Raw genomic sequence first — 26670 nt, forward strand, 5'->3', positions numbered from 1 at the left:
AGTGCGGTGAGGTGGGGGTGCTGGTACAGCGTTACGCGATGGTGTATTCGGGGCGGGATTCGACGGAGCGACGGGTTGCTGCATCGCTGGTGCTTTTTCACCGCGCTGGTGTGCGGCGCACCATCGAGGCCCACGCCGATTTCTTTGCCCGACTGGGTCTCACGCCCTCCGCGGATCCGGATGAAGTGCTTGCGGTCGTTGAGCATGCTGACCGCGCCGACCGATGGCGGGGCTACGGGTACCTGTTCGGGTATCCCGATCCGGCCGTCGATTTCTTCGTCGAAGCCGGGATCCAGGGCGACTCACTGAGGACCGTCGTGCCCCGCGATTTCCGGCGGGTCGAGACGTACCACAAATGGCCAGCCGAGCGTGATGGGCCTCCGACGCAGTCTACCTTCGTCTACGCAGTGCCGAAGGGCGCATCGGACAGCCCCGAGGACATTGCGCTCCGCGACCGAGCCGCTCCGATCTACGCCGAGTACCTTCGCCGCCGCCCGAACCGCGCCGGAGAGTTTGCCAAGGCCATGGGACGCTGGGTCCGGCAGCTGCGGTGACTTCCGGCCCCGGCTACGGATTCTCAGGAGGAATCGTCATTCCCGCCGTTTCCGGAGAGGCCACGCGCTTCTTCTCGGCGTCGAGGCGTTCGAGCGAAATACCTTTCGTGATCCAGTCGGGGGCCGCCTCACCCTTCAGGTAGTGGCCGAACCATTCCAGAATCCGACGATGATAGTCGATCGCATTCGCCTTCTTGAGAAAACTGTGGCTCTCGTCCTCGTAGACGAGCAGAACCATCTGTCGCTCGGCTCGACGAGCAAAGTTGTAGAACTCGGTGGCCTGAAAGAACTCGACCACGCCGTCCTTGTTGCCGTGGGCCATCAGGAGCGGCGTCTTCATCTCGTGGACCTTGTGCACCGGTGAGTTGCGATGGTGTGCTTCGGGGTCCTCCCAGTAGGGTACCTCCATGCGTGCCTGGCCTGTCTCCCAGTGGTCGACCTCCGCCAGGCCTGGAGTCCAATGAATCTGGCCCATGAAGCTCACGAAGTCGGTCAGCGGAGCGCCGGCCACCGACGCCGCAAAGAGGTCGGTTCGGGTTGGTACGTATGTCGCAGTGTACCCGCCCCAGGAATGGCCGATCAGGCCGACGCGCTTCGGATCGATCAAGCCTTTGGCGGCGACCGCCGCGACCGCTGGCCGTAACGTCTCGAGCACGGCAACGCCTGGGTCCCGAGCACGAAAGTGAATATCGGGCATCAGCACGAAGTACCCGTTCTGGGTCCAGGCTGTGTAGTTGTAGTAGCTTCGCTCGCTTGGTGCTTGAAAGAAATGCAGTTCGTTCGACAGCATCTCGTAGGTGTACACGATCATCGGGTAGCGCTTCGACGGATCATGCCCAGCGGGATACAGCAGGATGCCTTGCAGGGGCCGTCCGGTCTCGTTGGTAAACCCGATCAGTTCGCTTCGGGTCCAGGCATAGTCACCGAGAAACGGGTTCGTGTGGCTGATCGGTTTGGCCTGGGAGAGCGACGGGCCGGTGGCGACATAGTTGGGCGATTCGGCGCGTGCCTCGCGCCGGTAGAAGAAGCGCTCGGCGCTGTCAGCCCGTGTCAGGCCACCAAGGAAGCGGTCCTCGAAGACCAGTCGTTCGATGGGCCGGTTGCGGGTCAGCACGGCGTATCCGCGCTTCTCGCTCCACTCTCCCCGCAGCGAGACATAAATCGGTTTGGTCGGATCGAACGCCTGCTCGTCGGGCGATGTTCGCACCAAGCGATGGATCACGCTGTCCCGGGTTCCCTCTGTCAGTCGCTCGACCCGGCCACCATCCGGGCTGGCACGCCAGACGTCGAACTCGTCATAGAGGTAGACTGCCGCGTCGCCGGTCGACCAGCCTCCGACGCCATGCGGACGAGGCAGGTCGGTAGGAGTGTCGTCTGCGGTATCCGCAAAGGCAGCAGCGACGCCGACCGTGAGGTTACGGCGGGCGCCGGTGGTCAGGTTGTGAGTCCAGTAGTCCTTGCCGTCGAACCAGAGCAGGTAGCGTCCGTCAGGGCTCAACCATTCGTGACGGACTTTTTCCAGCACACGGCTGCGCTGACCCGAGACCAGATCGACCGCCCAGACGTCGTGATAGGGCCGACCAAACTTGGTGCCCCACGGGTAGGGCGATCGAGCCCGTTCGATGCCATGGCGCCAGGTGTTCCCGACGACGAGGGCCTCCTCCATCAGGTCGGCACCGACCCAGGTCAGTCGCGCTGCATCCGGGGTCCAGACGGCCAGCAGCGTGCGGCGCGCGGTGGCCTGGCGCTGCGCCTGCTGCATCGGAATAATTCGAACGTCGTTGGTGTGCCAGATCTGGACCCCAGGGAGTTCGGCAGGCTTGTGTGCCGGCTCTCGACGAGCGGAATCCGGCGTGTTCGAAGCGCTATCCGGTTCCACCGGGCGGAACCCAAGGGCAATCCTGGAGCCGTCGTCAGACCAAGACGGCTTCCGGTGCTCGACCACTTGCATCGAATCTGGCGCACCAAGCGCTTTGGGGTCGAGCTGCAATCGAGCCGGAGCAGATCGATCGATACCGCGCCAGGCGAGCAGCGTGAATCCGACTCCAGGCTTGGAGCTTGGCCCGTTCGATCGATAGACGGCGAGATCCGGGCCCTTCTTGCGCCAGGCCAGCTGCCGGTAGACTGAGGCTGACGCATCGAGCCCGATGGTCCGTCCCGTCGCGGCGTCCAGGACCTGCACACCGTTGCCGGCGTCGGTACCCGTAGCAATCGCGACGGCAGCGAACGACCCGACCTCACTCCAGGCAAACTCCGCAACGTTGCCAAGCGCGACTTCGGTTCCCGCCGCGAGGTCGAGGATGCGCAGATCGGCCCCTCTGCCCTTCGGCTCGTCAGGTGCATATCCGTGGAGCGCGAGATATCGGCCGGACGCGTCGAAGGCCGCGGCGGAGATCGACGTGAAGGTGCGTTCGACTCCCGTGCGCAGATCCAGCAGGCCGGCCCCGGTTCGGATCGGCTTCTTGTCCCGAGTCAATTTCTCGCGTTCGTCGGGCGACATCCCGACGGTCCAGATCAGCCATCGGCTGGAGGCGGCAAACCGAGGATTGCTGCCCCAGGGGCTGGTCCGGGTCGAGTCGCGCTCCAGGTTCGCAATCCGCAGCTCGCTGCGCTCATCGACCCGGGTGACAACATAGGCAAACCAGCGCCCGTCTGGCGACGGACGCCCAGGACCGAGCGATTCGAACTTGCCGTAGTCGGCCGGTTTCACCGTGGGCTTCGTTTGACCGGAGACAAGCCCTGGCATGAGAACCAGGAGGGGCACGCACAGGAGGCGAGCGGATAGCGTCATGTTCGGAACCGAGGGAGACAATTGCGCGGCCTGATAGTTAGTGATAATATACTATCGTTATCATGGTTTCGCGGCAGACCATCTGAAGGAGGGCATGATAGCGGCATCCCCTCTCCCGTGCGACGACCGCCGACCAACGCCGCAGCGGCTGGCGGTTCTGGCCGCATTCGAAGAAATGGGACGGCCGCTTGCCGTGGGCGAGGTCCTCGAGCTCGGCCGTCGCGTCGTTCCACGTCTTGGAATTGCCACGGTGTATCGGCACCTCCGGGAGCTTGTCGACGGGGGCCAGCTGACCCTTGTCTCGCTTCCGGGGGGTGTGGTTCGGTACGAGCTGGCAGGGCTTGCCGGGCACCATCACTTCCAGTGTTCTCGCTGCGATCGCGTCTACGATATTCACGGCGCGATTCTTGGCGTGGAGCAATTGCTGCCCAAGCTGTTTCGGCTTGAGCGCCAGGAGCTGATTCTGCATGGGCGTTGCGCCGACTGCGAGGCGGACGCCTAACCCGCGGGTGAATAGATGCGGAGCCGAATCGACCGGGCTATCTTTCAGCGTCTCGAACCGATGAGGCGTTGTGACACGGAATACCAGGCAGCGAGCGGCGATTCGGGCAGCGTTTGAACAGACCGGCCGACCGCTGAGCCCGGCAGAGGTGCTCGAATCCGCCAGTGACGAAGTGTCCGGCCTCGGTATCGCCACCGTGTACCGGGGCATCAAGGCCCTGGTCGATGAAGGCTGGCTCGTACCCGTCGAACTGCCTGGCGAACCTGACCGATACGAGCCGTCCGGACTCGGCCATCACCACCATTTTCGCTGTCGGTCCTGCCGTCGGGTCTTCGACCTCGAAGGATGCGTCAAAGGCCTTCGGGACCTCGTGCCGCGCAAGTTCCGCCTCGAGGGGCACGATCTCGTACTGCTGGGTCAGTGCGACACCTGCGCTCGCGCCGCATAGTCAGACCGGGGGCATGAACAGCGACCTGTGAGTCGCTGCACCAGCCATTGCGCCATCTCCGATAGCCAGTGACACCGATCCAGCCGCCCGCGCCGCGTCGCCACAGGCAAAGACGCCGGCAACGCTAGTGGCCTTGACCGGGTCGGTTCCGATGAACGAGCCGGACGGTCCCTCCTCGAACGCGCAGCCGAGCTGAGCGGCAATCGGGCTGGAGACCCGGGTGGTCGGCATAGTAAAGAGGCCCGCAAACGCCAGGATGCTTCCGTCTCCTAGCTCGATGTCAGCTGTCTGACCGGCAACGCGGAGCACCCGCCCGCGCTCGATGGCAACGCCTCGGGACGCCAGCTGCGAAACCTGCGCTTCGTCCGGCTCGAACGCTCCATTGGTCAACAGCGTCGTTGGTCCCCAGTCGGCAACCAGCAGTGCCTGATGGATCGACATCGGTCCGGTGGCCAGCACGCCGATCGGCCCCTGATTCAGTTCGTATCCGTGGCAGTAGGGGCAGTGAAAGACGCTGACTCCCCACCGTTCCTGAAGGCCAGGAATGGCCGGCAGTTCGTCGCTGACGCCCAGTGCGAGCACGATCCGCCTACCGTGGTAGGCTGCCCCGTCCACCGTGACAGCAAACCCGTCGGCAGCCTGTCGTGCCTCGCTAGCCATGCCATCGATCCAGGCCACCGTCGGATAGGCAAGCAACTGGGCCCGGGCATCCGCGACGATCGCGGCCGGAGGCCGACCATCCTGTCCCAGGACGCCGTGCGACGCAGCGGCGAACCGGTTTCTGCGGATCCCGGCATCGACCACGAGGACGCGTCGTCGCGCACGTGCCAGTTGAAGCGATGCGGCGATACCTGCGTAGCTGCCACCGATCACGATAGCATCGACTCCCGCTGCGAGGGTCATAGCGGCTCCCGGCCTCCGTTTCGTAAATGATAACTAATTATCGACAAATTGACCAGGGGTCGGTGGGATGCGAAAGCGCCCGCCAGGGGGCGGGCGCTCTGGTAATTGATGGTGGGCTCAGCGGCAGGCGCACGTGGGACCGTTGCACCCTCCTGGATCGGTATCCGGGGGCGGTACGGCTGCCCGTTTCCCGACGAGCGGCCCCAGGCCCCCCGTGATGACGCGCCGGATGGGCTGGCCGGTTTCCGGATGCGAAGCATAGGGCGGATCGCTGATTGCCTGGCGCAACTCGAACACCTCGTCGGTAGTGCCGTCGGCGGGGGCGTAGAGATAGGTCGGCATCAGGCCTTGCCGTCGAGTTGCTGAATCGTCTTGGTCGACGCCGGGCGTTCGAGCTGCAAGCGAGCCGCGACCCGTTCCGCCTGCTCGAAGGCGCGCAGAATGTTCTCGCCGGCGAGCTTCCGCAGGTCGGTTTCGGTCCAGCCACGGCGGGCCAGTTCTGCGAAGAGGGCCGGATAGGTCGAGACATCTTCCAGGCCCTCGATCACGGTCGAGATGCCGTCGAAGTCGCCGCCGATGCCAATGTTGTCGACGCTCGCGACCTTACGGATGTGGTCGATGTGATCTGCGAGGTGCGACAGCGTGACCCTGGGCCGCGGGTTCTTGCTACGCCACTCCGCGACCGCGCGTTCTTGCGCGGCGGCGTTGTTCGGGTTGCGGCGGCGAGCATCGGCCACAGCGGCCGATTGCTGGCTGTTCCAATCGGCGTACTCCTGCGAGGTGAACATGTCGACGAACGTCACCATGATCACGCCGCCGTTGGCAGGAAGTTTCTGCAGAATCGAGTCGGGCACGTTGCGCGGAACATTGGCCAGCTGGCGTGCATTGGAGTGCGAGAACATCACCGGCGCCTCAGAGACGCGAATCGCATCGCTCATGACTGCAGGGGAAACGTGCGACAGGTCGACCAGCATGCCGAGTCGGTTCATCTCGCGGACAACCTCCTCGCCGAACCGGCTCAGGCCGTTATGCCGGGCCGGCCCGGACGCGGCGTCGGCCCAATCGAGGGTCACGTTGTGGGTCAGCGTCATGTAACGCGAGCCCAGAGTATAGAATGCGCGGAGGGCGCCCAGAGAGTTCTCGATCGCATGTCCGCCCTCCATGCCCAGGAGCGAGCCGATCCGGCCGGCGGCAAACGCCTGGCGCATGCACAGCGCGGTCTCGCAGTACTGGAGCACGTCAGGATACTTCTCGATGATCCGGCGGGCGATATCGATCTGCTCGAGCTGGACCCGCGCATAGCCCGAATCGCGAATCTCGCCGGGGATGTAGACTGACCAGAACTGCCCGCCGAGCATGCCCTTGCGGAGTCGCTCGATGTCGGTATGTCCGGGGGTCTTCTTGCGAAGATCGTAGGCTTCGACGTCCCTCGTCATGTTCGGATCCTGCCGGATCGCCCAGGGCAGGTCGTTATGACCGTCGATCAGCGGGGTCGTGCTCAAGACCCGGCGAGCGAGCTCGCGGTGCGCTTCGGTGACCTGCGCCGAGGCGATGGAGCCGGGAACGGCGACGCCGATGGTGAGGAGCGAGAGAAGAACACGCATCAGGAACCTCGGAAAGAACAGAATAGGCAATTTGGGCCTGGGAATTCGCTCGCGAAATCTAGCCCGGCGCTGGGGCTATCGAAACCGGAGGGGCGGGTATGCCCGCATTCCGGCCGCGGGGCGCCCGCGGCCGGAACGAAGGCGGGGATCAGGGGCGGGAAAGCACCGTGCCGTGCCGGGATGACGTCGTGCGTCCGTTCTCGAAGGCGACGGCCCCGTTGACCACGACGTAGCTCATCCCCTCGGAGATCTGGTGTGGGTTCTGGTACGTCGCGAGCTCGCGAACGGCATCGAGGTCGAAAACAGCGAGGTCGGCCTTGGCGCCGACGCGGATCTGGCCGCGGTCGGGCATCCGGAACACCGAGGCGGGCAGGGCAGTCATGCTGCGGATTGCATCTTCCAGCCCGACCACACCACGCTCCTTGACATACAACCGCAGCTTGCGCGGAAATGTGCCGTAAGCACGGGGGTGGGGCACGCCTTCACCCATCGGCACCAGCCCGCCATCAGAGGACGTAATGGTCCACGGCCGCCGCATGAATGCAGCAATATCGTCTTCGATCATGTTGAAGGACACGACCCCGGCGCCGCCCGCTCTGAGAATTGCGATGGCGGTCTCGACCTGGTCGGCGTTTCGCGACGCGGCAATCCCCGCCAGTGTTCTCCCTTCCAGCGAGGCCTCGGCCGGGTGCCGGCTGATCATCAACCGATCCGCGCCACCGCGCCGCGCGAGATTGACTCGCATCTCGGCCCGAAGCCGGTCGCGCTCCTTGGGGTCGTCGAAGCGGCGAATCATGGCGCTGTCACCGCCGACCTGAGCCCAGCGCGGCACCAGCGCAGCAGACAAACCGGTGCTCGATGCGTCCCACGGATACTGATCGGCAAAGATCTCGACCCCGCGCGCGCGGGCCCGCTCGATCCGATCAATCGCCGCCATGGAGAAGCCCCAGACGTTCGGTCCGAGAGCCTTGATATGGGTTACCACGCCAGGGAGCTTGGCGCTCTCGGCGATCTGAATCACTTCCTCGATCGCGCCAAGCAGCCCGATCGAGTAGTCGCTCTCGTCGCGGATATGGCTGGCGTAGACCCCGCGGTGCTGCGCGGCAATCTGGGCCAGGGTGATCAGTTCGTCTGTCTTGGCATAGCTGCCGGGTGCATAGTACGGTCCGGACGACAACCCGAACGCACCCGCATCCATCCCCGCGCGGACGATACTGCGCATCCGCTCGAGCTCGGCGGCCGACGGGGCCCGATCGGACATGCCGAGCACTTCACGCCGAACCGATCCGTGCGGTACCATCAGGGCGACATTGACCCCGATGCCATGCGTGCCAAGCCGGCGCCGCTGCGCTGCCAGGTCGGTCGGCCCGCCTCCGTCCGGATTGACGACAACAGTGGTGATGCCCTGCGCAAGCAGCGGCAACCCCGCGCCGAGCTCGCGATCTTCGAGTCCCGGCCCGGCGTGGGAGTGGACGTCGATGAAACCAGGCGTCACGTAGCGATCCTGCGCATCGATGGTCCGACGTGCGGTCGCCTTCGAGAGGTCACCGATCGCGGCAATCGCGTCGCCGCGAATTCCGATGTCGCCCCGGATCCACGGATTGCCGGTGCCGTCGAGCACCCGCCCGTTCCGGATGATCAGGTCGAAGGTCGCTTGCTGGGCCGGCGCGGGCCGGACCAGCAGGACTGACAGCAGGAGCGCGATGGTGAGCCGGATCATCGGCGGGATCCGGTCTCGATGGACAGGTTGACGAGCTGACGGAACCGTCCGATCGGATTCGGGCCGGCGGGCGTTTGCGTGAAAACCATGGCGAAGAGCTCTCGGGAAGGATCGACCCAGGCAAAGGTACCATCGGAGCCGCCATGTGAGTACTGGCCTTCGGGGGTCACGGTCCAACCGTAGCCGTAGCCCGACTCGTCGCCGTCGCTTCCGGCGCCACCGGCCATCGAGACGCCCATATCGAGCGTCTGCCGTCGGATCCCAGCCTTGACGGTCTCTTCTTTGAGGATCCGCTTGCCGTTGTAGACGCCGCCGTTCAGATACATCTGGAGAAAGATGGCGTAGTCCCACGCGGTCGAGATCATGCCGCCCGATGCCCGGACGAACGGCACGGTCGGCGGGTCGCCGGGCTTCCAGCCGGGCACCCACTGTCCGTCCTTGCGCTGGTAGTAGACGGCGCCCATGCGGGACAGCTTGCCGTCGAGCTTGTCGGCGGTTTCCATATGGTAACTGTCGACCATGCCGAGTGGAGTGTAGATCTCATCACGAAGGAAGACTTCGAGCGGCTTACCCGAGCGGAGCTCAATCAGCGAACCAAGCGTGTTGTACCCGGGATTGTTGTACGCGTACGAGGTGCCCGGCGCCACGACCGCTCCGACCTCGCCAAAGCGGGCAACCTCAGTCTGCAGGTTACCGACCTTGCCACCGGCCGGCGGCGCCAGGAACAGCGTCGGGATCCGGAATCCGCTCGTGTGCGTCAAGAGGTGCCGCACCTGAATGAAACCACTGCGGTAGTTGTCGAACGAGGGAATGTATTGCCGGGCCAGGTCGGTGTAGCGGATCTGGTTTCTGTCGACCAGAATCCCGATGCCGGTGGCAATGACTGGTTTGGTGTTCGAGGCCATCTTGAAGAGCGTACTCTTCTCCATCGGCAGATTGGCTTCCTTGTTCCGGGAGCCGATGGCCTCATGAATCACGACCTTGCCCTGGCGCGCAATCAGGATGACGGCCCCGACGAGATCGCCACGGGCAACCGACTCACGATACAGAGCGACGGCGCCATCCAGCACGCCCGGTGACATGCCGACGTCCTCGGGCTTGCCAGTGCTCAGGGTCCGATCCTGCGCAACAGCGGGAGCCGCCAGGGCGAGGAGTGCCGCGGCGAGCAGGGCCCGCCGCTGTAAGGAGTTTCGCATCATACTGAACCTCGCGAGATAGAACGTCATGGACGACTAGGCCGAAGGCCGCTCGATGGTCGGGAGCGGAATACAGGTTGTCGGCCCATACGGTACGTCTTTGTGATTGAACCCGTTGGGGTGATCCGATCCGGCCTCACCGAGGAACGGAATCTTGAACTCGGTGGTCCGGAACCGCAGATGGTCGTTGAGACGATGTCCCCCCTCCGCGAGTAGCTCGCGTCGCCGTTCCTCGATGACCTGTCGGATGACCTCGGCCTGCGTTGCCGTTCCACCAGGGTCGTATCCAGGAATGTTCGCCAGCGTATGCCGTTGGTTGATGATGGTGCGGGCCGTGGCCAGATCGCCGGTTCGGGCTGCCGCTTCCGCAACGATGAGCTGGGCTTCCTTGTACGACGCCACCAGGTTGGGCGAGGCGCGGGAGGTAATTTTGTCATGGGTGTAGTGAATCGTGACGCCATCACTTGCGGCCTGATTCGCGGTGGTAACATTGACCCGCGGATCGCGGACCCCCTGCCAGGTCACGTTCCGATAGCTTGGCGCCAGTGTCGCATCACGTCGTGGCAGCTGCGCGCAGTTCATGGTTTCACAGCTGCTGTTGTATCGCCTGGTGTCGGTTCCGTCCCTGGTCGCATTTTTGAGATAGCCCGACGTGACCAGTTCGGCGTCAGCTCGTGCTCCCGAGAAGTTCCCCAGGTTGAGCCGTGCCCTGGCCCGGCCGACTCTGGCCATATTGAGCATGTCCTGGTTACCGGCCGTCGTTGCGAGGGTGATTGCCTCACTGAAGCGGGCCTCGGCCAGTGCCTGAACCTGATTGGGCTGGAGCAGGGGGCCGCGGTCGACCACCATCGAGCAGAAGCCCTCTCCCAACGCGATCAGCGAGTAGCCGGCGTAGGCGCGCGTGGTCGCTTTCCAGAGGGTCTTGCTGGGGAAGCCGGCATCAGGCAGGGCGTCGACCCGCTTATAGATGTCCTCGGCCTGGAACCGCGCGATCTGCATCGGGCTGTAGGCCGCCAGGGCAGAGCGACAGGTTCCGGTCAGGTTGCCGTCGTTCGCCTCGACGCGACGCGACCCGAAATTGCGCAGGGCAAGGTTGCCAGTGGCCTCCATATACTGGTCCGACAGCAGTGCGGTAACGGTGACGTAGGTGTTCCAGGCACAGTCGAAGTCCGACACGACGCTGCGAACCAGCGTTTCGGCCAGTGTCGGGTCGTTGAGAGCTTCTTCGAGCACCTGACCGGGCAACTCGACTTTCAGTAACTCATCCAGACTGCAGGAAGAAACGGTCAGGCTGCCGAGCAGGATCGCTGCGGCGGCCAGGCGTGCCGCGCGGCGCGGCGTCCGTGGGGTCGTCATGGCAGTCGGCCTCGATGGCAAAGACGATGGAGTCGACATTAGAAGGTCACCCGGAAGGTGGCGAGGAGCCGGCGGCTCTGGGGCCACCCTTCCTGGTTGTACGCGGTCAGTCCCTGCGCATCGTTGTTTCGGATTTCAGGATCGATCAGATCGTGTCCGAAATCGGACTTCTGCGCCACCCAGATGGTCCAGAGGTTACGCGCCGAGAGCGTGAACGATGCCCGACTGGCTCCGATTCGCTGGGCCATCCGTCTCGGGAAGTTGTAGGTCGCGGAGATGTCGCGCAGCTTGGCAAACCCTGCGTTCATGATGCCAGGCTGGCGCCGCGTGTCCAGAATGTCGTAGGCAAGCAGAATCGGATCGGTTCGCTCGATGATGGCGCGCGTATTTCGGAACGACATGTGGGCCGCCCGGACGTCGCCGCTCAGGATGGTATGGCCGCCAACGAAGTCGACCTGTCCGAAGAGCATCAGGTTCTGGAAGAGCGTGACCGACAGGGCTGCCGCACCTTCCCAGACAGGAATTGCGTTGCCCCAGTATACCGCAGGCGCATCGAGACACGGTACGGCGGGCCCGCCCCCGGCCGAGAACCCGGGTGTCGTCGCTGTCACGGTGCCGGGAGTCACGGCGCCGCTTTCGCACATCATGTTGGTGGCCACGGGCTGGCTGCCGCTGCTGTTGATATCCGCCGACAGCACGCGTCGATGGAAGATGCCGGCCATGGGGAACCCCGGCACGTGGTACTGTCCGAAGCCGGCGCTGTACGTAAGGAACGGATCCTCGCCGACCGAGACGATCTTGTTCTTGTTGCGCGAGAACTTGAGGTTGAAGTCGACGCCAAGGTCACGGCTCTGATACGCCGTGGCATCGAAGCCGATCTCGAATCCGCGGTTCTGTATCTCACCGATATTGAGGAACTGCGAGCCGGGGAAGCCGGCCGAAGGGGGGGCCGGGACCGCAGCAATCGCGTTGGTGGTCTTCTTGGTGTAGTAGGTGAACTCGAAGCTGACTCGATCGTCGAGGATACTCAGATCGAGACCGGCCTCGATCTCCTGGCCGACTTCCGGCTTGAGGTTCGGGTTGCCGACGTTCTGCGGCGTCAGGGTCGGCAAGCCGCCGTCGCCGGTTTCGGGAGCGTAGGTCCGAACGGCGGCGAAGACATCCGGCTGCTTCCCGGCCTTGCCCCATGCGCCGCGAAGCTTGAGGCTGTTGATCAGGCGCTGGCCCTGCATGAAGGGCTCTTCGCTGAGCACCCACGATGCGGCGAGCTTCGGGTAGACGACGAAGTCGAAGTTCTCGCCGAAGGCGCTGTTGTCGTCGCCCCGGACGGCGCCGGTCAGGAAGATCCGATTCTTCCACGACACCTGCTGCTGCACATAGGCGCCGAACGTCTTGTTCTCGAAGAAGTTCTCTGAGCCGGTACGGACCGACCCGCCGGTCACTGTCTCCAGTGCCCGGACAGGCATGTTGGTGCCTTGCGACAGGGTGGCATCCTGCTGCTTGCGATAGTATTGCAGTCCGGCAGACGTTTCCGTGCCAAAGACATTCTTGATGGTGAAGTTGGCGCTCGCTGCGTAATCGACACTGGCATAGGTGGTTCGGGTGTACACCACGGCCTTCACGCCCTGTGCCGAGGCGCCGCCGATCAGAGTGCTGCGCCGAAGCAGTTCTGAGAGCCGCTGGCCGGTGAAGTCGCCGCCGATGGTGACCCGGTGCGAAAGCCAGCTGGTTGGCCGGTGTCGGGCCGTTGCGGTCAGGGTTCCACGATCGATGTTCTCGAAGCCCTCGATGTCTTCCGTAAAGGTCTCGGGTGGTCCGGTCAGGAAGCCGCGGGTCGGCCCATCGATGCCATTGGGCAGGTTTCGGCCGGGCTCACACCCCGGAGCTGGGCACGACCAGAGGATCCGAACCGTGACGGGTTGGATCGCTCCGGGTGACTCGTAGGTGCTGCGCAGGTATCCGATCCCGAAGTCGACACTGAACTTGTCGTTTGGTGAGAACGTCAGGTTGGCCCGGCTGCTCAGCCGATCCTTCCAGTTGTAGCTGACCACACCCTCGTCCCGATCCCAGTCCGCTGAGAAGAAGTACCCGAGCGCAGGTGTGCCACCGCTCACCGTGGCGGCGAACCCGTGCTGCATTCCGGTCCGAAAGAGCGACGGACGCGAGATCGTATCACCTGGGTACTCGCCGGTAACACGCTCACTACGCAGGATGCGGAACTCACGAATCTCTCCCGACGCGGCGCGGTAGTAGGTTGGAGGGAACAGCATCTCAGGGTTGGGGAGCCAGTTGGCACCCTGCTTGGCAGTGACGTTGACGACCGCCGCGCCCTGTTTGCCCCGCTTGGTAATGACGTTGATGACCCCGTTCGAGGCCTCCGTGCCGTACAATGTCGCGGCGGCCGGTCCTTTCACGACCTCGATGCTTTCGATGTCATCGGGGTTGAGGTCGTTGATCCGGGAAGGGGCGTAGCGCGAGTCGACTCCGATGGCTCCGCCCATTCCTCCAGCATCGGCGCCGGTGTTGTTGACGCGGACGCCGTCGATGTACAGGAGCGGGTCGGCCGCGAGCGTCAGGCTGCCGGCGCCGCGAATCCGAATGTTGCCGCCCGATCCGACGTCCCCACCCGCGCTCATGACCCGGACACCAGGAATGCCCTTGCTGAGCAGGTCCTGGATGTTGGGCGCCGGGGCGACCTCTTCGATCTGGCTGACCCGAACCCGTCCGACGGCCGTTCCGAGCGATCGCATCGCCTGCTGCTGCGGAGTGCCCGTGACCACGAGCTCGTCGAGATTGACGGCCATTTCCGTCAGAATGATGCGGATCTCGGTGTCGCCGGCCCGGATGGCGTGCTGGGTCGGGCGGTAGCCGATCATGGAGGCGCGGAGCGTGACCTCCCCCTCCGCCACCGCGAGCCGGAAGCGGCCTCCTTCTTCCGTCAGCGTGCTGGCGCTGCCACCGACGACGGCAACCCGAGCGCCACGGATCGGAACTGAGCGTCCGTCGACCACGGTCCCCACGATGGTTCGCTGCTGAACGCGCTCGAGGAAGCTCGCGTGGAGGCGAGCGTTCGCGCTCGTGTTTGAAAGGCCGCTGGTGGGCGCATATGAATGACGAAGGACCGGCCGCGGAACGACCACGATCTGCTCGTCCTGGACGGAGGGTACGAAGGGGATCCGATGCAGGAGCGAGTCCAGCGCATCACCCACGGTCACCGTTTCACAGCGACAGTTGACCAGGTGACGCTGCGGCAGGAGACTCCGGCTGAAGGCGATGGGAACGCCGGACTGTTTTTGAAGCTCGATCAGCGCATCGGCCACCGGTGTTCCGGCAACCGTCAGCCGCGCATCGCGGGCCAGGAGGTCCCTGGTCCGATGCAGGCCGCCGGCAAAGACGACAGGTGACTGTGCCGCCAGATCCAGAATCCCCATGGATAAGGCGACGGTCACTGCGAGTACCCCACGCATACCTGACCCCCTATCGAGTGATACGACCAAACGTGCCATTGACGATTGCTACTCCTGTCTCGGCGTGACGGTGATGACGCCACTCTTGTTGCTACACTTCGCATCGACGACCTGACAGACGACGGAAAGGATCTGTTCGAGCGGCTGATCCGTGAACGAGGCGCTCACGAGTTCCGACGACAGGGCCGAGTCGGTCAGGACGACCCGGACATTGAACTGCTCCTCGATCTCGCCCATCACGCTGCCTAAGGGCGAATCCTGGAAGAGCATGCTGCGCCCCATCCATCCGACCAGCCGCCGCGGCTGATCGACCTTGACGAGACTGGCCGGAGCGTCCTTGTCCAGGGTGGTTATTTCGCCGGCGCTCACCTCGATCCGATTATGGCCCCGGCTGACTGCAACCTTGCCCTCGACGACGACTACCCGGAGGCGCTCGTCGGTGGTGCGCATCTCGAAGCGGGTGCCGAGAACGGTCGCGCTGCCGCTCGCACTGTTAACGGTGAAGGTGCTTCCCGGCCGTTTGGCAATCGCGAAGTACCCGGTGCCCTGGAGCCACACCTCGCGTTTGCCGGCGCCACCGGTCAGCACCAGGCGACTCCGCTCGGCGAGCCGGACCACGCTGCCGTCAGGCAGCCGGGCCGTCGTGGTTTCGCCGTCACCTGTCGTGATCTCGGCGGGGAGTGCCGGTTCGAGCGAGGTCTGGTTTCGCGGGAACAGACCGATCCCAACAGCGAGTATCAGGGCGGCAGCCAGGGCGGTCGCCGTGGCCCACGCCGGAACCCTGCGGATCGCGGGTGCCGGGAATCGTCGCCCGTGGATTCCGATCAGCTCTCGCGCGCTGGGCCGGTCGGGTGATTCCGAGGCGCGGAGCTGTTCCAGGACGCCTGACAAGCGTGCCAGGTTCTGAAACCGCCGCTCGTTGGTTGTCGACTCGGCACGCCAGGCAGCGAGGATCATCGCTTCATCGTGCGAGACGTCGCCTTGCAGCGCGCGCAGGATCAGGTCATCCAAGGAGGCTGCCCATGGTCGAATGACGCGTGTGTGATGAGGTACTGTCAGATATGCTGGTACAACGAACGGCGGGGGAGAACTTACTTCGGGAAGTGTTTGGGCTAGATCTTTCTGAGATGGCCGCGAGGCGGCCGCAGCGGTGGTGCTTCAGGGTCACCGATGATCCGCTCGACAGCGCGCCACAGTCTGGTCATGCCGATACTCAAGAGGTTGGATACCGTCCCCGGTGCGAGGCCGGTTACCGCCGCCACTTCTGATCGAGTCAGGCCTTGAATCCGGCTCAGGATCACGATCTCGCGTTCGCGAGGGTTGAGCCGTTCGAGCGCCTGGTGCAGCGCTGCGAGCAACTCCTCTTCTTCGATCGTCTCGGCGCTCGGCGCTACCGGCAGAGCGGGGGGCAGGGATTGGAGGCTGCGTTCGACGGCAGCCGTCTGGCGTCGGTGATCGATGGCCAGGTTTCGAACCATTCTGAACAGAATCGGGCGCGCTCCACTCTGCCCGTCCCACCGTTCCCGGCGATCCCAGAGGCGGATGAACGCTTCCTGTACCAGGTCTTGCGCCGCATCCGGCGTGTCGAGCCACCGGGTGGCATAATCGAGCAACGCGCCCCAGTGGCGCTCGAGGATGTCCTCGAGCGCCACTTCGTCGCCCGTTGCGAGGCGTGCCATCAGCTGCCGATCGGCGGCAGTGAGGGCCGCTGGATCCGTCATGGTCGGTATGGCGCTTGAAAGAGAGGGCGGCGGCAAGGCCGCAAGTCGAATGTACTGCGGGATCAGCGGTGTCGCTACACGGGTGCCTCGAGAAGGCTGATCGAGTGGGGGGCGACGCCTCGAGGGGCGGTGACCTGGTGCGCAGCTGACGATTGACCCTCAGAGCGGGAGGATGGCGGCCTGATCGGCATCCGCCTGCACGGCGACACGCTGGTCGACCGCCAGGTGAAGGGATGGTTTCGCTGCGCAGCGGAGTTCCGTGCCGGACTCTAGTCGCACGTGGTAGACTCGGCTGGCTCCGCGAAAGGTCTGGCCGAGGATGACACCAGGGCCGTTGGCATCGGGGGTTACCGACAGTGCTTGCGGGCGCAGCAGGACCTCGACCGGGCGGCCGACTTCTCCGCCGCCGTCGACCGAGAGTACCCCCAGCTCACAGACGACACCCTCGGCCGACACGGTACCGCGGAGGAAGCTGGCGGGCCCGAGGAACGTTGCGACGGTTCGCGAGACCGGTCGATGGTAGACCTCCTCGACCGGGCCGGCCTGCTCGATGCGCCCTTCGTTCATGACCGCAACGCGATCGGCGAGGTCGAATGCCTCCTCGCGATCGTGGGTCACGACAATGGCGGTGCGTCCGGCCTGCTTCAGGATGCGCCGGATTTCCTGACGCAGCGCGCTGCGGTTCTCGGCGTCGACGTTGGAAAGCGGTTCATCGAGGAGGATGAGGGCGTTGGCGGGGGCAATGGCCCTCGCCAGCGCGACTCGTTGCTGTTCGCCGCCCGAGATCTCATGGGGATAGCGGTCGCCCAGGCGTCCGACGCCGCACTGGCGCAGCAGGGACTGCACCTGATCCCCTCGGTGCGCAGCTTGCGATCCGGTCAGGCCGAACCCGACGTTGGCGGAGACCGTCAGGTGAGGGAACAGCGCCAGATCCTGGAAGACGAAACCGATGCCGCGGCGCTCGGGGGGCACCCGGCCGGCGACCAGATCGCGACCGCGCAGCAGAATCTTGCCGGAGTCGGGCCGCTCGAACCCCGCAATCAGTCGCAGCGTAGTCGACTTGCCGCAGCCGCTCGAGCCCAGCAAGACCAGGATCTCGCCCTCATCGAGCGTAAAGGCCAGGTCGTTGACGGCTGGATGCGTCGATCCGCGATACTGCTTGGTCAGGCCCGCAATCGACAGAAACGGTGGCATGGTCAGACCGTCGGGTGGCGTCGAAGGCGGGTGAGCAGCGCAACCGGAAGCAATCCGGCCAGGACGATGGCGAGTGCCGGCGGCGCCGCCTCGACCCAGAGCGACTCTGTTGTGCGCTGCCAGATCTCGACCGCCAGCGTGTCCATGCCGAACGGTCGAATCAGGAGCGTGGCCGGCATCTCCTTCATGACATCGAGCCCCACCAGCACCAGCGCCGTCAGCAGTGAGCCCCGCAGCAAGGGCAGGTGAATGCCGGAAAAGACACCACTGGGCGACCGTCCAAGGCCGCGGGCCGCTTCGTCGAGGCTGAGGCGGATTCGGCCGACGCCAGCCTCGACCGTCTGAAACCCTGGGGCCAGGAAGCGAACCAGGTAGGCAAAGAGCAGGCTGATCCAGGACCCGACCAGGAAGAGTTGGATAGTGCGTCCCAGCAGCCGCTCACTCGCCCACGCCGTCGCCTGGTCGATCGCAGCAAGTACCAGCAGGACGCCGACCGCTGCAACGGATCCGGGCACGGCGTAGCCCAGGGTCGCGATTCGCGCCGCGGTCTTGAGGCCCCAGGTCGGATACAGGCGAATGCCGTACACCAGCACGACCGCCGCCAGCACCACGAGCAGCGCGGCGACTGTCGCAAGCCAGATGCTGTTCCAGGCCAAGCCACCGAGGTTGGCGGCGATCCGATCGCTGGCGTGCGCTTCGAACGTCCATCGGATCAGCGTCACGGCCGGAACGACGAAGCCGGCTAGCAGCACGCCGGCGCACGCCAGCGGGGCGAGCCAGCGGGCCCGTCCACGCAAGCTGCGCAGGTGAGTCGTCATGGTCCGCCCGTGGGTCTGGGCAAAGCGGGCCCGGCCTCGGGCCAGTCGCTCGATCAGCAGCACCAGCGCAGCCAGCACAACCAGCATGGCCGCCAGCTGGCCCGCCGCGATCCGATCGAACATGCCGAACCAGACCCGATAGATCGCCGTCGTAAAGGTGCGATAGCCAAAGGTCGAAACCGTGCCGAAATCGCCCAGCGCTTCGAGCATGGCCAAAGTCACGCCGGCGACGATGGCGGGTCTGGCGAGCGGCAGCGCAACCCGGCGGAAGGCGCCCCAGGGGCCCGCTCCGAGGGCGCGAGCCGCTTCGAGGTGGTCGACGGTTTGCTCCGCAAATGCGGTTCGAGCCAGCAAGTACGGATAGGGATACAGGACCAGCGACATCACGATCACGAGCATCGGAAACGAACGCGGATCCGGCAACTGAAAGGCAGGACCGAAGGTCTCGCGGAGGCCGGTCTGAATCGGCCCCGCATAGTCGAGCAGCCCGACCACGACGAATCCGACCACATACGCCGGCATGGCCATCGGCAGGAGCAGCGCCCAATCGAAGAAGCGACGACCCGGGAACTCGGTTGTCGCGACCAGCCAAGCCAGGCCGGTGCCGAGGATCGCGGTGCCGATGCCGACGCCGAGCAGCAGCCAGAGGGTGTTGAGCGCAAGCTCGCCCAGCACTGTGCTGGTGAGGTGCGCCCAGATGTCCCAGCGCGGCTCGAGCAAGTTGGCCCCGACGGCCACGATCGGAGCGGCCACCACGACGGCAAGCGTGGAGGCGGCAAAGACCCAGCCCCGCCGACCGCTCGGCCCCCGGGTCACGGTTGCTTCGGAGCTAGCGATATCCCACCCGGTCCGCGAGGCGTACCGCGGCGGCCTGATGCTCTCCTGCCGCGGCGGTACCGATGTCGTCGGCTTTGAACGTTCCGAACGTCGCGAGCAGCGGGTGGGGCGTGACGGCGGGATTGACGGGATACTCGAAGTTGCCGTCTCCGATGATCCGTTGCGCTTCAGGCGAGGTCAGGAACTCGAGCAGCGCCAGCGCGTGATCTCGGTTCTTGGCATGGGCCGTGACGCCGGCGCCTGAAATGTTGACATGGACACCGGCCCCCGACTGGTCGGCCCAGAAGGGCGCCACCGGAAAGCCCGGTTTCTGATTGATGAGACGGGCCAGATAGTAGCTGTTGGTAATGCCGACATCGATCTGACCCGCGGCAATCGCCTCGAGCAGCTTGCTGTCGCTGTCGAAGATGACCGGCTGATTGGCAATCCAGCCTTTGACGATGCCTTCGACCTTGGCCTCGCCGTGGCGTTTGATCCAGGAGGCCAGGAGTGACTGATTGTAGATGTTGTTCGAGCTACGGAGGCCGAGCCGCCCCTTCCACTTGGGGTCGCCTAACGCCGCGTAGGTCGACAGCTCCGCCGGCTTGACGCGCTCGGTGCTGTACATGATCGTGCGGGCCCGGACGGCTATGCCGAACCAACGGTTCTCCGGATCGCGCAGGTGCGCGGGCACGTTGGCTGCCAGGGTCGGCGACTGAATCGGAGCCAGCAATCCGGCGCGGGCGGCATTCCAGAGGTTGCCGGCGTCAACCGAGATCAGCAGGTCAGCCTTGGTACGGGGCCCCTCGGCGCGCAGCCGCTCGAACACCTCATTGTTGTTACCCGAGAAAAACTCGACCCGAATTCCGGTTCGCTTGGTAAACTCCGCGAAGACCGGCTCCGAGCCATAGTGCGAGCGGGACGAATAGACGTGCACGACCTTGTCCTGCGCGAGGGCCTCATGGCCGGGGACGGCGAGGGCAAGCAGCGACAGGGCGGCGAGACGAAACTGGACAAAGGACACGGGAACTCCTGGACTGTTGGCGAGAGCCGCGAGAAGTCTGACTGAATCTCGCTAGTTCCTTGAGAATGAGACTCATCTCTTATCGCTCCCGCGCATCATTGTCGCTTAGGACGACTATCCCGTCAAGCTGTCTCCCCTTTTGGACCGCGTCAGGTCGAGCCAGGACGGCCAGACGGGCCCGGCGTCGGGTCGGCCTCGGTACCGTATCGCGGTCGCCTGGTCAGCGGCGATAGGTCGAGTCCAGAACCGTTAGCGTACCCAGCGCACGGGGCGACAGGCCGCGAGGCAGCGTCGGGTCGCGTGAGGCGGCCTCGCCGTAGAGTCGCCAGAACGCGGCTGGATCGCCCACAGTGCGATTGAGGGCATCGCGACCGAGCTGGCGTTCGATTGCGGCCGCCATGAAGGCGCCGAGGATCCGACCGTTGTCCGGAAGCTCGCGATGAAGCCATGGCCCGAGCGTGGTTGCCGAGTCCGGGTGCGCGGCAATGACCTCCAGAACCCGTTCGGCCTGGCGCAGCCTGTGGTTGCTGCGCTCGTTGTACTCGACCCGGTAGTCGAGGTAGTACTTCTGTTGCGCCGGATCCCTGTATCGACCGCGGATCGCCTCGGAGGACAGTGTTGGAACCTCGGCTTTGTCGAGGAGACCGGGAATCCCCTCGGATTCCACAGTCGAGAGGACCCAGGCGAGGAGGTCGCTGCCATAGCTGCGGTGCAGCAGCGGGAGGGTGCTGCGATAGTAGTGATGGAACTCGTGCGCCATGACCTCGATGGGATTGGGAAGCTCGAGGAAGTAGAGCGGGTCGATCAATAGACGCTCCTGATAGCCTCGCGCGTCGAGAAAGTACACCAATGACATGTTCGGAATCGGTGCGCGGCTGACGGTTTCTGGCGGCAGATACCGTTGCGCCAGGGCTGCTCCCCGGTCCATCGCGCGGCGGTCCAGGCTCGCCACGAAGCGTGACAGGGTATCCCGGTGCTCGGGGATTCGGCTCATGTGGGCGACCGCCCGCGCGAGCCAGTTGTTTTCACGGAGCGCGGCCACTTTTTCCGCGCTGAGTGAGGGCCGGAACGCCAGGCGCATTGCCCGGGTCAGCGCGGCGCGGCGCCGCTCGCGGGTCTCGAGCAGCGCGTAGCCTGGGGTAGCCCACAGCGAATCCCAGGTGCGGTCAGACGGTTCGCGGTCAGTCTGCAGCATCTCGTACACCTGCCAGAATCGCTCCAGCGATGAGGTGTCGAGTCCGGTTTGGGCCGTGGCGGAGCCTGAGGCCAGGCTCAGGGTCAGGAGGAGCAGCGCGGCGAGTCTCTGCATGGTATTTGGGTGACGGTCTGTACTAGACGCGCCTTGACCCGAAAGCGTTGCTTTGCCGGCCGAGCGGACCGGCAAAGCGGGCTGGTCCGTGAGGTTACATCCGGAAGAGGTAGCTGCCTTTGACGAAGAAGCCGTCACCGGTTCGCTGAAGATCTGCCAGCTTGAAGCGACCGGTGTCCCGGTAGCTGCCGCCGTAGCCGGCAAAGAACACGGTGCCTGGAGTCGGCTGCAGGGAAAAGAGGAAATCGGCCCGCATGCCATTCGACTCGCGCCGGGCAGCTCGTTGGTAGACCCCAGCCGCGTTCCGGATCAGAATCGGATCGTCGGTCCGCCCGTCGTCGCGCAGCGCATCTCGTCGGGACGCCTGGTACTCGCCGACGACGCGGAGAAAGAGTGCCCGGTTGATCTGGTACTCGAGCCGCAAGCGGGGAATGTGAGTGACCGATACCGTGCTGCCATCGGTTCGGCGCTGGTAGTCCGACAGAATGTAGGTGCCGTAGATGCGGAGCTGGCTGGTGGGTCGAAATTGAACGGTCGAGTTGACAAAGAAGATCTTGGCCGGCGACCACTCGTCATAGTTGACGTCGTTGCCATAGTAGCCGCCCAGGCTGCCCTGAAACGGCCCCACCCATGGGGTCACCAATGTCGCGTTGCTACCGTAGTTGGTGATCGTGCCCCCGCCGGGGTACGGTGCGATCGTGTCGACGACGCCACCACCGAGTTGACGTTCCACCGCGTAATCGCGGTAAATGCGGTGGTCGTAGCCGAAGCCCTCCAGCCAGTTGAAGACGTCGAGCGTCCAGCCGCCGCGAAACGCGAGGTTACCGGTCAGGAAGAGCTGTCGGTCGAGCAGGCCACGGCCCGACACGAAATCATCATAGATCCAGCGGCCTTGGAGCCGGATGGCTCCGGTGGCGCGCCCGATGAATGCGCCAGGCTTGCCGTAGACGGTATACGACGGTCGAACACCCAGGCTGACCGCATCGGGTTGGCTGATGAAGCCGGCGGCAGCGACGAACTGGTCGCTGATGCCCTCGAAGGTGGCGTCGAATCCGAAATTCCGTCCCGCGCGGCGGACGTCGATTTCCCAGAGCGGCGCAGTGACCGTCTGGCCCAGGCGAGATGTTACACTGCCCACCAATTGGGCGGACACCGCCAGCTGACCGGGAAGCACGACCCGGGTGTCGATGCCGGCCAGCTGGCTGCTGTTGCCGGGTTCGAATCGCCCCGTATACACCAGGCCGAGCCGGGAGCCGCCGCCCAGATCGCGCTGCATCCGGGCAATCGCGAAGAACGGGTTGTCCTCCCGGGTGCGCGAGAGCTCTCGCCCGTCGAGCGCCAGCATGGTGGCTACCGTGGTGCCGGCGACCTTGCCCGTCAACTTCGTCGCGGCCACGGGAGCGACGATCTGGCGGGAGTAGATCAGCTGATTCGGTGTCGAGAACTGCTCGATCCCCTCGAGGAAGAACGGCCGCTTTTCCGCGAAGAAGAGCGCCCGACGCGGATCGGTAATGATCTGACTCGCATCCGCCTCGACCTGGGAAAAATCCGGGTTGTAGGTGCCGTTGAGCGTCAGGTTTGGCGTGATGCCCCACCGCACATTGGCGCCGAACTCGGCGGCGTCATCGTAGCGCCAGCTGCCTGGGCTTGCCGGGTCGGGTGCTCCGGTCGCGCGCGCTGTTATCACAGGGTTGAGGTCCATCACGAGGCCGCGACGGAGGCCGGTCAGGCCTTGGAGTGTGCCGGATTGCCCCAGAAACGATGGGGCGGCCCGGATGGCCGGGACCCAGGAGTACTCGTGTCCCGTGGCTTGGACGCGCCGAATGATGTGGAGGCCCCAGTCCTGGGGATCGCTTGATTGATACCGCAGCGTTTTGAAAGGGATCCGGATTTCGATCTCGAACCCTTCCGGTGTCAGCCGCCCTTGCGAGCTGTAGACGTAGTCCGGACTCAGATCGGTGCCTTCGCGCCCGCCGGCGTTCTGTCGCCCTTGCTCAGCCATGGCGCCGTCCTGCTGAACACCGAGCGGATTGACCGCAAAGACGAGCGCTTGGTGACCATCGTTGTAGGTACCCAGGTAGAACTCGATCCGGTCTTCTTCGCCGAGTCGGTCGCGATTCGCCAGGGTCGCGCGGACGGTGCCCGGAGTGGCCTTGGCTCGCACCCCGAAGTGCAGCGCGGTCGGCGAGTACCAGACCAGGATCTCGGTTTCCTGCTCGGCCGGCCGGCGATCCGCGGGCGCATACTGGGAGAACCCTGTCAGCCGGGCCGCTCGCTGCCAGACCGGCTCGGCCAGCACGCCGTCAACCTCGATCTCGGCCTCGATGCGGGGTGGAGCGAACCGTACCTGACCGGAGGCGCCAACAAACGGTGGAGTGAGGGTATCCGACACAGCCCCCGCGAGGGCGAGAACGAGCGCGAGCATAGCGATCCGACGATTGGGTGAGAGTCGAGGGTCGAGGTCGACCCGGCCCTAAAAGTACCTATACGGACAGCGGAGTCGCTTAGTGCCGAGCGGAGGCGGGTGATCTATTTTGTTGGGATGGGCGCACTGGCGCCCGGACTTCGGTACTATCCCACCCGACCTTTCGACCAGGATCGCCGATGCTCGTCCTGCTCCTTCTCCTGTTGCTGACTACACCCATGGCCGCGCAGCACGCCCTGGCTCCCGCGGGTGGACGCTACGATCCTGCCGTGCCGACCCCGCGTTCGGTCCTGGGATATGAGGTCGGCGAGCGCTTCACGCCGCACCACCTGCTGATGCGGTACCTCGAGCGGGTGGCGGCCTCGAGCTCACGAGTTCGCCTCGATACGCTCGCCGTGACCTTCGGGGGTCGGGAAACCGTAATGGCTGTGGTCACGAGCGACGGCAATCATGCCCGGATGCCCGAGATCCGCGCGGCAGCCGAGCGGATTGCGGAGCCCGTCGGCGCATCGGATGGGGAGCTGGAGGCGGCCTTGGCGCGGCTGCCGGTCATCGTCTTCCTGGCCTACACGGTGCATGGGGGCGAGGCGAGCGGGACCGAGGCGGCGATTGCCACCCTGTATCAGCTGGCGGCTGGGCAGGATGACGAAGTTCGCCGCATCCTGGACAACACCGTCGTGCTGATCGACCCGCTCCAGAATCCCGATGGGCATGAACGGCATGTCCAGCGCGTCTGGCGCTCGGCCTCCCGGAGCGGGCATCCGAGCAGTCCGGTCGCGATGATCAATCAGAGTGACTGGCCCGGTCCGCGGACCAGTCACTATCAGTTCGACCTCAATCGCGACTGGTTCATCCAGTCCCATCCTGAGTCGCGGGCGCGCGCTGGCGTGATTCATCGCTGGCGTCCGCACGTGGTGGCCGATCTGCATGAGATGGGGTCCAACTCGAGCTACTTCTTCGCGCCACCGATGGAGCCGGTCAACAAAAATGTGCCGCAGAACATCAAGGACTGGTGGGACATCATTGCCAAGTCCAACGCGGCGGCGTTCGATCGGTACGGCCGGCCCTACTTCACCCGCGAAGGCTATGACGAGTTCTGGCCGGGGTACGGCGTCTCGTATCCGATCCTGACCGGCGCGGCCGGGATGACGTACGAGCAGGCCTCGAGCAGCGGTGGACGGATCCGGCGCAACGATGGCACCGATCTGACCTTGCACACCGCCGCGTGGCAGCATTACCTGGCCTCGATGTCGACGCTTCGGATCAGCGCGGAGCGCGCGCGCGATCGGGTGCGCGACTACCTGACCTTCCGGCGGACAGCGGTCACCGAATCCGAACGCGCCGCATTTCGATACGTCGTCTTCGAGCGTGACGGTGACGGGCGCGCCGACTCGCTGGTTGCACTGCTGGCCCGCAACAGCATCGTGGTTCAGCGGCTGACCGGGGCCGTCGACGCGCCGGGCGCCACCCGTTATGGTGAGGCCACCCCCCGGTCTGCGCGGCTGCCGTCCGGCAGTTACGTTGTGGATCTGGCACAGCCGCAGGGGCGTCTGGCGCGGGCGCTGCTCGAGCCTGACGCGGTGCTCGACTCGACCTTCATTCATGAGGAGCTCGAGCGACGGCGCACCGGCTTGCCGAGTCGCTTCTATGATGTGACCGGGTGGTCGCTGCCCTTCACCTTCCGGGTCAACGCATGGGCCGTTCGTGGTCCGTTGTCCGGGCTCGAGGCCGCGACGTGGCTCGCATCGTCGCCATCGTCGGCGCGGACCGCGAGTTTCGCCTATGCGTTTGCCCCGGGGAGCGAAGCCAGCCTCCAGATGCTGGCGGGTCTCCTGGCCGACAGTGTTCGGGTCCGCTACGCACGCTGGTCGTTCCGGATCGGCAGCGATGCCTTTCCGCGCGGCGCGTTCCTGGTTCAGATCGCTGCGAACGACAGCTCTGTGCATCAGCGGGTCGCGAATCGGGCGGCGCAGTCGGGGGCGCGGATCGTGCCGCTGGCCACCTCGATGGTCGACGAGGGAACCGATCTCGGCAGCAACAGTGTGATTCCGGTGCGCCCGGTCAGGGTCGGGCTGGTTGGTGGGCAGGGCGTCAATGGCAACTCCTTCGGCTTTGCCTGGTTTACGCTCGATCAGCGGCTGCGTTATCCCGTGCTGACGGTCGAGGCGCGCCTCTTGTCGGCCGCACTCCCGGATCTCGATGTCATCGTTCTGCCTGGTGCGCAGACCAGCGGGCTCGATGCCGCATTGGGGGAGGGGGGACGCTCGGCCCTCGCGGCCTGGGTTCGGAACGGTGGCGTCCTGATTACGCTCGAGGGCTCCACGGCGTGGCTGGCCCGTGAGTCGGTCGGGCTTACCCGGCTGCGGATCCGGCCCGATTCAGCGGGGGCGGATGGGATGGCGCCGTTGCCGGTCAATGTCCCTGGCGCGATCGTTCGCGCGGTGGCGGACACGTTGAGCCCGCTGCTCGCCGGGATCGGTCAGACCGAGCTGCCGGTTATGGTCGATGGCGGAACCGTGTTGACGCTGCCGCGGAATCTGCGGCCCGGTGAGGCGGTCATGCAGTACGCTGCCGCCGACAGGCTGCGCATGGCGGGCTATCTGTGGCCCGAGGCGCCGGGGCGACTGGCGCGGTCGCCCTACCTTTGGACGGAACGGGTCGGCAACGGGCGGGTGATTGCGTTTGCGGGTGATCCCAACTTCCGCGACCTCTGGCGCGGCTTGACGCCGATCTTCGGCAACGCGGTGTTCCTGGGCGCCAGTTACTAGCCCTGCCTTGCTGTACGTCGATCGCCGTCGGCTGCTGCCGACGGCGATTCTCGT

19 protein-coding genes are annotated in these 26670 nt (G+C 65.1%); 4 read left to right on the plus strand and 15 right to left on the minus strand.

Annotated features, from left to right (window positions below; all coding sequences use genetic code 11):
• The coding region (locus KF785_14360) for a hypothetical protein (GenBank protein MBX3147944.1) at positions 1 to 554 on the plus strand (554 nt) is incomplete at its 5' end.
• A gap of 13 nt (positions 555 to 567) precedes the next feature.
• Here KF785_14360 and KF785_14365 read toward each other — a convergent pair.
• Positions 568 to 3264, minus strand: a complete 2697-nt coding sequence (locus KF785_14365) for a S9 family peptidase (protein MBX3147945.1) — start codon at positions 3262 to 3264, stop codon at positions 568 to 570.
• A gap of 175 nt (positions 3265 to 3439) precedes the next feature.
• On the opposite strand from KF785_14365, the gene KF785_14370 reads away from it, so the two are divergent.
• The gene (locus KF785_14370; protein ID MBX3147946.1) at positions 3440 to 3847 is read left to right on the plus strand and encodes a transcriptional repressor; all 408 of its coding nucleotides are present in this window, start codon (positions 3440 to 3442) and stop codon (positions 3845 to 3847) included.
• A gap of 70 nt (positions 3848 to 3917) precedes the next feature.
• Complete coding sequence (locus tag KF785_14375; GenBank protein ID MBX3147947.1) at positions 3918 to 4295, plus strand: transcriptional repressor; 378 nt, start codon at positions 3918 to 3920, stop codon at positions 4293 to 4295.
• On the opposite strand, the gene KF785_14380 is transcribed toward KF785_14375, so the two are convergent.
• The 14 genes from KF785_14380 to KF785_14445 form a co-directional block, all read right to left on the minus strand.
• On the minus strand, positions 4296 to 5198 hold the full coding sequence (locus KF785_14380) for an NAD(P)/FAD-dependent oxidoreductase (GenBank protein MBX3147948.1): 903 nt from the start codon (positions 5196 to 5198) through the stop codon (positions 4296 to 4298).
• Positions 5199 to 5315: 117 nt separating this feature from the next.
• Positions 5316 to 5540, minus strand: coding sequence for a hypothetical protein (locus KF785_14385; protein ID MBX3147949.1), 225 nt, complete (start codon positions 5538 to 5540; stop codon positions 5316 to 5318).
• The gene (locus KF785_14390) at positions 5540 to 6802 is read right to left on the minus strand and encodes a dipeptidase (GenBank protein ID MBX3147950.1); all 1263 of its coding nucleotides are present in this window, start codon (positions 6800 to 6802) and stop codon (positions 5540 to 5542) included. The genes KF785_14385 and KF785_14390 overlap by 1 nt, the downstream gene beginning before the upstream one ends.
• Positions 6803 to 6950: 148 nt before the next feature.
• Positions 6951 to 8522 carry a D-aminoacylase gene (locus KF785_14395; protein ID MBX3147951.1) on the minus strand — a complete coding sequence of 524 codons (1572 nt, stop codon included), beginning with the start codon at positions 8520 to 8522 and terminating at the stop codon, positions 6951 to 6953.
• The gene (locus tag KF785_14400; protein ID MBX3147952.1) at positions 8519 to 9721 is read right to left on the minus strand and encodes a beta-lactamase family protein; all 1203 of its coding nucleotides are present in this window, start codon (positions 9719 to 9721) and stop codon (positions 8519 to 8521) included. Before KF785_14400 ends, KF785_14395 begins: the two co-directional genes overlap by 4 nt.
• Positions 9722 to 9754: 33 nt before the next feature.
• Positions 9755 to 11074, minus strand: a complete 1320-nt coding sequence (locus tag KF785_14405) for a RagB/SusD family nutrient uptake outer membrane protein (GenBank protein ID MBX3147953.1) — start codon at positions 11072 to 11074, stop codon at positions 9755 to 9757.
• 38 nt (positions 11075 to 11112) lie between these two features.
• A complete protein-coding gene (locus KF785_14410; GenBank protein MBX3147954.1) occupies positions 11113 to 14541 on the minus strand; it encodes a SusC/RagA family TonB-linked outer membrane protein in 3429 nt (1142 codons plus the stop codon).
• 48 nt (positions 14542 to 14589) lie between these two features.
• Complete coding sequence (locus KF785_14415) at positions 14590 to 15552, minus strand: FecR domain-containing protein (GenBank protein MBX3147955.1); 963 nt, start codon at positions 15550 to 15552, stop codon at positions 14590 to 14592.
• A gap of 101 nt (positions 15553 to 15653) precedes the next feature.
• On the minus strand, positions 15654 to 16262 hold the full coding sequence (locus KF785_14420; GenBank protein ID MBX3147956.1) for a sigma-70 family RNA polymerase sigma factor: 609 nt from the start codon (positions 16260 to 16262) through the stop codon (positions 15654 to 15656).
• Positions 16263 to 16421: 159 nt separating this feature from the next.
• Positions 16422 to 17456, minus strand: coding sequence for an ABC transporter ATP-binding protein (locus tag KF785_14425; protein MBX3147957.1), 1035 nt, complete (start codon positions 17454 to 17456; stop codon positions 16422 to 16424).
• A gap of 2 nt (positions 17457 to 17458) precedes the next feature.
• Positions 17459 to 19090 carry an iron ABC transporter permease gene (locus KF785_14430; GenBank protein MBX3147958.1) on the minus strand — a complete coding sequence of 544 codons (1632 nt, stop codon included), beginning with the start codon at positions 19088 to 19090 and terminating at the stop codon, positions 17459 to 17461.
• Positions 19091 to 19103: 13 nt separating this feature from the next.
• On the minus strand, positions 19104 to 20114 hold the full coding sequence (locus KF785_14435) for an extracellular solute-binding protein (protein MBX3147959.1): 1011 nt from the start codon (positions 20112 to 20114) through the stop codon (positions 19104 to 19106).
• Positions 20115 to 20334: 220 nt separating this feature from the next.
• Positions 20335 to 21423 (minus strand): hypothetical protein, encoded by a 1089-nt coding sequence (locus tag KF785_14440; GenBank protein MBX3147960.1) that lies wholly within the window; start codon positions 21421 to 21423, stop codon positions 20335 to 20337.
• Between the two features lie 94 nt (positions 21424 to 21517).
• Positions 21518 to 23848, minus strand: coding sequence for a carbohydrate binding family 9 domain-containing protein (locus tag KF785_14445; protein ID MBX3147961.1), 2331 nt, complete (start codon positions 23846 to 23848; stop codon positions 21518 to 21520).
• 179 nt (positions 23849 to 24027) lie between these two features.
• On the opposite strand from KF785_14445, the gene KF785_14450 reads away from it, so the two are divergent.
• Positions 24028 to 26616, plus strand: a complete 2589-nt coding sequence (locus KF785_14450) for a hypothetical protein (protein ID MBX3147962.1) — start codon at positions 24028 to 24030, stop codon at positions 26614 to 26616.
• Positions 26617 to 26670: the final 54 nt, after the last annotated feature.

This window comes from Gemmatimonadales bacterium, from assembly GCA_019637315.1.
Lineage (GTDB): Bacteria > Gemmatimonadota > Gemmatimonadetes > Gemmatimonadales > GWC2-71-9 > SHZU01.

Bases quoted from the DNA above. Each gene is read 5' to 3' on its own strand.
- KF785_14370 (MBX3147946.1), top strand. From the start codon at position 3,440: ATGATAGCGGCATCCCCTCTCCCGTGCGACGACCGCCGACCAACGCCG.
- KF785_14380 (MBX3147948.1), bottom strand. From the start codon at position 5,198: ATGACCCTCGCAGCGGGAGTCGATGCTATCGTGATCGGTGGCAGCTAC.
- KF785_14385 (MBX3147949.1), bottom strand. From the start codon at position 5,540: ATGCCGACCTATCTCTACGCCCCCGCCGACGGCACTACCGACGAGGTG.
- KF785_14390 (MBX3147950.1), bottom strand. From the start codon at position 6,802: ATGCGTGTTCTTCTCTCGCTCCTCACCATCGGCGTCGCCGTTCCCGGC.
- KF785_14395 (MBX3147951.1), bottom strand. From the start codon at position 8,522: ATGATCCGGCTCACCATCGCGCTCCTGCTGTCAGTCCTGCTGGTCCGG.
- KF785_14400 (MBX3147952.1), bottom strand. From the start codon at position 9,721: ATGATGCGAAACTCCTTACAGCGGCGGGCCCTGCTCGCCGCGGCACTC.
- KF785_14405 (MBX3147953.1), bottom strand. From the start codon at position 11,074: ATGACGACCCCACGGACGCCGCGCCGCGCGGCACGCCTGGCCGCCGCA.
- KF785_14410 (MBX3147954.1), bottom strand. From the start codon at position 14,541: ATGCGTGGGGTACTCGCAGTGACCGTCGCCTTATCCATGGGGATTCTG.
- KF785_14420 (MBX3147956.1), bottom strand. From the start codon at position 16,262: ATGACGGATCCAGCGGCCCTCACTGCCGCCGATCGGCAGCTGATGGCA.
- KF785_14425 (MBX3147957.1), bottom strand. From the start codon at position 17,456: ATGCCACCGTTTCTGTCGATTGCGGGCCTGACCAAGCAGTATCGCGGA.
- KF785_14440 (MBX3147960.1), bottom strand. From the start codon at position 21,423: ATGCAGAGACTCGCCGCGCTGCTCCTCCTGACCCTGAGCCTGGCCTCA.
- KF785_14445 (MBX3147961.1), bottom strand. From the start codon at position 23,848: ATGCTCGCGCTCGTTCTCGCCCTCGCGGGGGCTGTGTCGGATACCCTC.
- KF785_14450 (MBX3147962.1), top strand. From the start codon at position 24,028: ATGCTCGTCCTGCTCCTTCTCCTGTTGCTGACTACACCCATGGCCGCG.